We start from the raw sequence: 7371 nt of genomic DNA, 5'->3' as shown, positions 1-7371 counted from the left end.
TTGACACAAACGCTCTAATCGTCAAACTAATCGAACTACCTTTAACACAAAAGCGATTTGCGTTAAATTGTTTTTCATCTTTTAACGCAAAAGAGATTTGCGTAAAAAGAGTTGCCGATACGTTGACGCATTCCCACTAATCGTCAAACTAATCGATTGTCCGTTTACACAAAAGCGATTTGCGTAAAATTAAGCAGGATAACCGAGGTCTTCGATGCTTCTCTTCCTGAATTCTCAGATGAAAAACCTCCGGAATCTTGAGTTGCGTTAAACTAATCGACTAGTCGTTTACACAAACGTGCGTTGTGTAAAATTGTTTTTTATTCTTTAACGTAAAAGCGATTTGCGTAAAAGAGTTCGCTATTACGTTGACACAAACGCTCTAATCGTCAAACTAATCGATCTACCTTTAACACAAAAGCGATTTGCGTAAAATTAAGCAGGAAAAACCGCTTCTCCTCCCGGATTTTCCGATGAAAAACTACTCGCGTATTCCATTACGCGTAAAATAACACGACCAAGCAACCAGCAAAAACTAAAAAAGTGATTCTTACGAATCACTTTTGATTTCTGCTTGGACGATGAGTCGCTTTTCAAATAGTAACGTATCTGGGTTGTAGTCTTCACACGTGATGAGTGTTAATATTTGCGGGTCGCCTTCTGATTGTTGTAGTATATCGACGCGGTCTGGTGTGACTTCAAAGATGTCGGTAATTTCGTATTCTCGTTTACCGTCTCGCGTTATAATTTCTATCGTGTCACCTTTTTCTGCTCGGTCGATATAGTTAAATCGTATCCCGGCGCCTTCTACTCGGTGGCCAGCGATCGGCACGTTCTGCATGTCGAGACTATCTGTTGACTCTAACATACTGACGCCATTTCGTAGTTTTTCTTCAGTTAATTCTCCGTAATAAATTGGCTCTGAAATTCCGGCAGATTCAATTTTGATAATCCCTGCCATATCGTCTTTAATTTTAACCCCTTGTTTGTCCCCGGGCTCAATTCCAGTAATAAACTTTTCTAATATATTTACATTGACGTTGTCATCACCGTTCTCGTAGGCTTCGATGATTCTATCGTTTACGATATCTGTGAAAAATGCACGGATATCTTGCCAGAAGAATAAGACAAGTGCCGTCATGATAAGTAGTACACCTAAAATTCTAGTAAATGATCTCATATCACTGCTCCTTAAATAGTTTAATGGCTTCACTTCTCGCAACTTCTAATATTCTATAGTCGTGTACGAGATCTGCAACTTTAAATTCTGGGAGCCCACTTTGTCTCACACCAAAAAAGTCTCCCGGCCCGCGCATCTCTAAATCTCTTTCAGAAAGGACAAATCCATCTGTCGTTTCTGTCATAATATTCATGCGCATTTGTGCTTGCTCAGTTTTACCTTCACTTATTAATATACAATAACTTTGTAAATCATTTCTACCTACACGACCTCGAAGTTGATGTAACGTTGATAAACCAAATCGCTCTGCGTTAAAAATCGTCATCACTGTCGCATTTTTAACGTTGATACCAACTTCAATGACCGTCGTTGATACGAGTATCGGTGTTTCAAGCGATTCAAAGCGCGCCATTGCTTTCGCTTTCTCCTCAGGTTTCATACGCCCATGGACGAGCTCGACTTTATCTTCACCGAACGTTTCTCTAAACATATGATACACTTCTTCAGTCGTCATTAAATCGAGTACTTCTGATTCTTCGATTAACGGCGCGACGACGTAAATATTACGTCCAGCATCCATTTCTTTTTTGATAAACGCGAGTACTTCGTCGATTTCTTTTTCTTTTTTCCAAAATGTTTTGATCGGCAACCTACCGGCAGGCATCGTCTTTATAAGAGAGACGTCCATATCTCCGAATGCTGTGATCGATAGCGTTCTTGGGATTGGTGTTGCTGTCATATATAATACGTTTCGACTTTTGGCTTTTTTAATTAATTTCTCTCGCTGATTTACTCCGAAGCGATGCTGCTCGTCGATAATGACGAGCCCTAAATCTTTAAAAACGACGTCACCTTCAAAAAGTGCATGCGTACCGATAATTAAATCGATGTCTCCATTTTTTAATGCTTCTTTTATACGACGTTTTTCACTCGGTGTCGTCGTCCCTGTTAATAACTTGATTGTAAGCTCATCGTTAAACGATTCGACTAAACTTTCATAATGCTGATTTGCAAGCACTTCAGTCGGCACCATAATTGCACTTTGTTTAAGAGCAGTTTTAAGCGCATAAACCGAAATTCCAGCGACGATTGTCTTACCGCTTCCGACGTCCCCTTGCAGCAGACGGTGCATATTAAATTCACTAAGTAAATCTCTACATATATCGTTCACACTTGTTTTTTGGTCCTTAGTTAGTTCAAACGGTAACGTGCTGATAAACAACTTCAGCTTCTCGACGTCATATTTTACAATAGATTCTTTTTGTGGCACGCGTTCTTGCTTACGCTTTTCGATGATTTTTACTTGGAACATAAACAGTTCATAAAACTTCATCGTACGTCTTGCTTTTTGAAGTTCATCCATATTATCCGGAAAATGGAGATGATACAGCGTTTGTTTAATCGGCATCAGTTTATATTTTTTGATTAAATACTCCGGTAAATCTTGATTAAAAATATGTGTTCGAAACACTTCTTTTACGATATTACCAAACGTCTTATTGTTCATCACTTTATTTAACGCATAGCGCATATCCATCGTATCGCCGTTCGGTTTTATAATACTTCTACCTGACATCTCTTGTTTTGGTTTATTAAATTTACCGTGGACGTTTATCGTATCTCCGACTTCGATTTGTTTTTTTAAATACGCCTGATTAAAAAACGTCACTTTTATGTAGACGTTGTTCGTTTCCATATGAAAACTCATCCGGTTTAACCCTTTTCGTAAATACGTCACCGTCGGCTCCGTTTTTACGACACCACTCACTGTAATGACTTCTTCTAACTTTACGGAATTCACGTCTGTCGGATTTTGGTCGACGTACGAATTCGGCAGATGAAAAACTACATCATTCACCGTATGAATACCAATACTATTTAATTTTTCTTCGGTCTTTTTACCGACACCTTTTAACGTTCCGATAGAAGCAGATGGCGTGATCACTTCATATAGCTCTGTCATATTATGACCCGATTAACTCTTTTTTCAGTCGTTCGCCTGTCGGAGTTGCTGCGAGTCCTCCGCGACCTGTTTCACGTAAGTGTGATGGCATCGTTAATCCGATTTTAAACATCGCTTCGACGACTTCGTCTGCTGGGATTCTAGATTCTATTCCAGCGAGTGCCATATCTGCTGCTGTTAGTGCGTTAGATGCACCAGCTGCATTACGTTTAACGCACGGTACTTCAACGAGACCTGCGACTGGGTCACAGACAAGACCGAGCATATTTTTAAGTGCGATAGAAAACGCATGTGCACACATTTCTGGCGTGCCTCCAGCCATTTCAGTGACTGCTGCAGCTGCCATTGCTGACGCACTCCCGACTTCTGCTTGGCATCCACCTGCAGCACCTGAAATACTCGCATTGTTCGCGACGACCATTCCAAATGCACCTGCTGTAAATAGAAACTTTACCATCTCTTCACGCGTTGTTTCTGGATATTTTTCTTTCATCGCAAATAATACACCTGGAACGACACCCGCAGACCCTGCAGTTGGTGTTGCACAAATTTGCCCCATCGCAGCGTTTACTTCATTTGTAGAAACAGCGTTCATAATCGCGTGTAGTGTTAAATCTCCACTTAACCCGCGACCCGATTCGATATAGCGTCTCATTTTTACTGCGTCTCCGCCTGTTAGACCAGTCGTACTTTCTACACCTTCAAGCCCTTCTTTTACTGCATTTTCCATCGTGTCTAAGTTGTATTCCATCTGCTTATAAATATCGTCATAGGATAGTCCTGATGTTTCCATTTCTTGAGCGATCATAATATCTGCGATTGATTTTTGTTCAGTTTCTGATCTAGAAATCAGTTGGTTAATACTATTAAACTCTTGCATCTATTACGCCTCTTTTCCTTTTAATTCTATGACACGCTCGACACCTTCTACTTGTTCAATTCTCTTCACTGTCGATTCATCACATTTTGAATCGATTTCTATCGTCATAAGCGCAGTTTGACCGACTTCTTTACGCGATACGTTCATCGTTCCAATGTTGAGTGCTTCATCTTTTAAAATACTTGTAACGTTCGCAATCGTCCCGAAGCTATCTTTATGAAATACGAGTAGCGAATGTAAATTACCAGATAAAGAAATCGGATAGTCGTTAATAGAGACGACTTGAATCATCCCACCACCAATTGACACAACTTCAACCATTAACGTGTCGTCTCCTTTAAATAAGTGGAGAATAGCTGTATTCGGGTGACTCTTTTCTTCTGGCATCTCTATGATTTTGACGTGCATATTTGCTTTTTCGGCTTCTTCGTAAGCGTTTTTAATTCTTGAATCTTCAGTACTAAACCCGAGCACTCCTCCGATTAATGCGACGTCTGTTTTATGACCTTTATATGTTTCTTTAAATGAACCGTATAAGTAAATGTCTACTTTGTCTGGTTGTTGTTTAAATAGATTACGTGCTGTTTGTCCAATTTTAACTGATCCAGCCGTATGAGAACTTGATGGACCAATCATCACTGGCCCAATAATATCAAACACACTATTATATTTCATAATTTCACCTCTTATTAAAAAACCACATCGATATTATCGATGTGGCTATATTGATTACTCTACAGAAATTAAATAACTGTATACCGGTTGTTTACCGTCGTGAATTTCAAATTCAACGTCATGCGATTCTTCAAACTGTTCAGCGAGTGCTTCAACGAGTGCTTCATCGCTTCCTTCACCTGTAAAGATCGTTACGATTTCTGAATCGTCATCGATCATTGTTTCAAGTAAGTTTTCGAGTGTAACTTTGACGTCTTTATTACATGAGATAATTTTCCCATCGACGATACCCATATGTTCGTCTTTTTTAATTTCAACGTCATCGATTTTCGTATCTCTTACTGCATACGTCACTTGACCTGTTTTCACTTGGTTCATCGCGTCGATCATCGTCTCTTTGTTTTCTTCAAGACTTGCATCTCCATTAAACGTAAACATTGCAGACACACATTCAGGAATCGAACGTGTCGGAATAACGACAGCCTCTACATCTAATAGTTCAGCTGCTTGTTCTGCTGCCATGATGATATTTTTATTGTTCGGCATGATGATAACTTCTTCGACGTCGTCATCTTTAATAATATTGACGATGTCTTCAGTTGATGGGTTCATCGTTTGACCACCGCTAATTAAGTGTGTAACACCGATACTCTTAAGGAGGGTATCAATACCTTCCCCACTTGATACTGCGATAATTGCCGTTTTAATTTTTTCTTTTTTCTTTTTCGCTTCACGTTTAGCTTCTAATGCTCTAAACTGTTCGCGCATGTTTTCGATTTTAATCTTAATGATTTCACCGTACTCTGCACCGTATGATAGTGCTTCACCTGGACGGTCTGTGTGTACGTGAACTTTTACGATTTCATCATCGTTAATAACGAGTAATGAGTCACCGAACTTATCCATGTCGTTTCTAAATGATGTTTCTTCGAATGGTTTTTTATCTTTTCCGAAACGTACCATGAATTCTGTACAAAAGCCGAATTCGATATCGTCGACTGACATAAACTCATCAAACTCGTGTTCATCGTTTACGAACTCTTCTGTATTGACAGGCTCTCCTGAAGTGCTTGACGTCTCTTCTACGTCTTCACCTTTTAACGCTTTTAAAAATCCTTCATAAACGTATACGAGTCCTTGTCCACCTGAGTCGACAACGCCTACTTCTTTTAGAACTGGTAATAGATCTGGTGTACGTTTTAAAGATTCTTTCGCTTCTTCTAAAACAGCTTCCATAATTTTAACGATATCTGTTTCGTTTTTAGCGACTTCTTCTGCTTTAGCGCCTGAGTCTTTAGCAACTGTTAAAATCGTACCTTCAACAGGTTTCATAACTGCTTTATATGCAGTTTTCACACCTGCTTGGAATGCTTCACTAAATGCATGATGATCGATTTCTGCTAACTCTTCGACGTGTTTAGAAAACCCTCTAAATAATTGAGATAAAATAACGCCTGAGTTTCCTCTTGCGCCCATTAATAACCCTTTAGAGAAATGTTTCCCAACTTCACCGACGTGGTTGCTCGTTAAATTTTCTATTTCAGAAGCACCTGATACAATAGATAACTTCATATTCGTTCCTGTGTCTCCATCCGGTACTGGGAAGACATTCAGTGAATCAACATATTCCGCATGCTTTTTTAAATTTTTCGCACCATTTAAAATCATCTTGCGAAAGAGTTGTCCATCTATTTTATTCATTTTTAAAAATCCTCCCTAACTACTCATCCGAATCAATGATTCTGACACCTTGAACATGAATATTCACAGAATCAATTTTTAGTCCTAATGTTTTTTCTAACGTATACTTAACTGTAGATTGTACGTTCGATGCAACTTCGGAAATCTTCACACCGTAAAGTACAATAATATATAAATCAATTTTTAAATTTTCGTTTTCATTATCTACGACGACACCGCGTGCGTAGTTCTCTTTACCAAGTAATTCCGCAAAGCCATCTCTAAATGTTTTCGATGCCATACCAACAACGCCGTAACTTTCACTTACGACGCCACCAGCGATATTTGCGATTACATCTGTAGACACTTCAATCGTGCCAAGTTCATTATTAATTTTTAGTGACATAAACTCACTCCTAATTCATCATTTTATTATAGATTTAAACACACTATTTGACAACCCCTGTTCAAATCAGCATGATTAAATACAACGATATTATATTTGTTATTGTGTTTTAAACGATATTCATGTATTATATTATAGTATTCGCAGATAAGAATTATCAATTAAAAACAATGAAGGGGTGGGACGAATGGCTAAAGTATGTTACGTTACAGGTCGTCGTGCTAGATCAGGTAACAACCGTTCTCACGCACTAAACGCAAGTAAAAGAACTTTTGGTGCTAACTTACACAAAGTAAGAATTTTAGTAGATGGCAAACCTAAACGTGTTTGGGTTTCAGCTAGAGCGTTAAAATCTGGTAAAGTACAACGCGTATAATTAAAATAATAAAAGAGATTTGTGCGATAGAATCGTACAAATCTCTTTTTTTGTGTATACACATGCAAGATTTTGGGTTGGATGTGTGACTTTGGTCGGAGTAGGCTTTTAATCTTCTATATTAGTTGAATTTTTGGTTTAATTTTACGCAAATACGATTTGTGTTAAAAGCGTTGTGCGTTCGTTGACAATTAGAGTTTTTGTGTGCAAT

7 protein-coding genes are annotated in these 7371 nt (G+C 38.6%); 1 reads left to right on the top strand and 6 read right to left on the bottom strand.

Translation table 11 applies throughout. From position 1 onward, the window contains the following. Window positions 1-550: 550 nt before the first annotated feature. The 6 genes from HMPREF3177_RS05860 to HMPREF3177_RS05835 are packed head-to-tail and all read right to left on the bottom strand — an operon-like array spanning window position 551 to window position 6784. The gene (locus HMPREF3177_RS05860; protein WP_040929204.1) at window positions 551-1180 is read right to left on the bottom strand and encodes a sortase; all 630 of its coding nucleotides are present in this window, start codon (window positions 1178-1180) and stop codon (window positions 551-553) included. Window position 1181: 1 nt separating this feature from the next. Further along, on the bottom strand, window positions 1182-3143 hold the full coding sequence (recG, locus tag HMPREF3177_RS05855; RefSeq protein ID WP_070457644.1) for an ATP-dependent DNA helicase RecG: 1962 nt from the start codon (window positions 3141-3143) through the stop codon (window positions 1182-1184). 1 nt (window position 3144) lies between these two features. After that, window positions 3145-4023 carry an L-serine ammonia-lyase, iron-sulfur-dependent, subunit alpha gene (gene sdaAA / locus HMPREF3177_RS05850; RefSeq protein WP_040929206.1) on the bottom strand — a complete coding sequence of 293 codons (879 nt, stop codon included), beginning with the start codon at window positions 4021-4023 and terminating at the stop codon, window positions 3145-3147. Window positions 4024-4026: 3 nt separating this feature from the next. After that, on the bottom strand, window positions 4027-4698 hold the full coding sequence (gene sdaAB / locus HMPREF3177_RS05845) for an L-serine ammonia-lyase, iron-sulfur-dependent subunit beta (protein ID WP_070457642.1): 672 nt from the start codon (window positions 4696-4698) through the stop codon (window positions 4027-4029). Between the two features lie 54 nt (window positions 4699-4752). Next, a complete protein-coding gene (locus HMPREF3177_RS05840; RefSeq protein WP_070457639.1) occupies window positions 4753-6399 on the bottom strand; it encodes a DAK2 domain-containing protein in 1647 nt (548 codons plus the stop codon). A gap of 19 nt (window positions 6400-6418) precedes the next feature. Then, entirely contained in the window at window positions 6419-6784 is a 366-nt protein-coding gene (locus HMPREF3177_RS05835) for an Asp23/Gls24 family envelope stress response protein (protein ID WP_040929209.1), read from the bottom strand. Window positions 6785-6971: 187 nt separating this feature from the next. Here HMPREF3177_RS05835 and rpmB point away from each other — a divergent pair, with 187 nt between their 5' ends. After that, on the top strand, window positions 6972-7160 hold the full coding sequence (gene rpmB / locus HMPREF3177_RS05830; protein ID WP_040929210.1) for a 50S ribosomal protein L28: 189 nt from the start codon (window positions 6972-6974) through the stop codon (window positions 7158-7160). The last annotated feature ends 211 nt before the right edge of the window (window positions 7161-7371 follow it).

This window comes from Nosocomiicoccus sp. HMSC09A07, from assembly GCF_001808485.1.
GTDB classification, from domain to species: domain Bacteria; phylum Bacillota; class Bacilli; order Staphylococcales; family Salinicoccaceae; genus Nosocomiicoccus; species Nosocomiicoccus ampullae_A.
The sequence above is the reverse complement of the archived record's forward strand: the minus strand, read 5'-3'. Positions and strand labels throughout refer to the sequence as shown.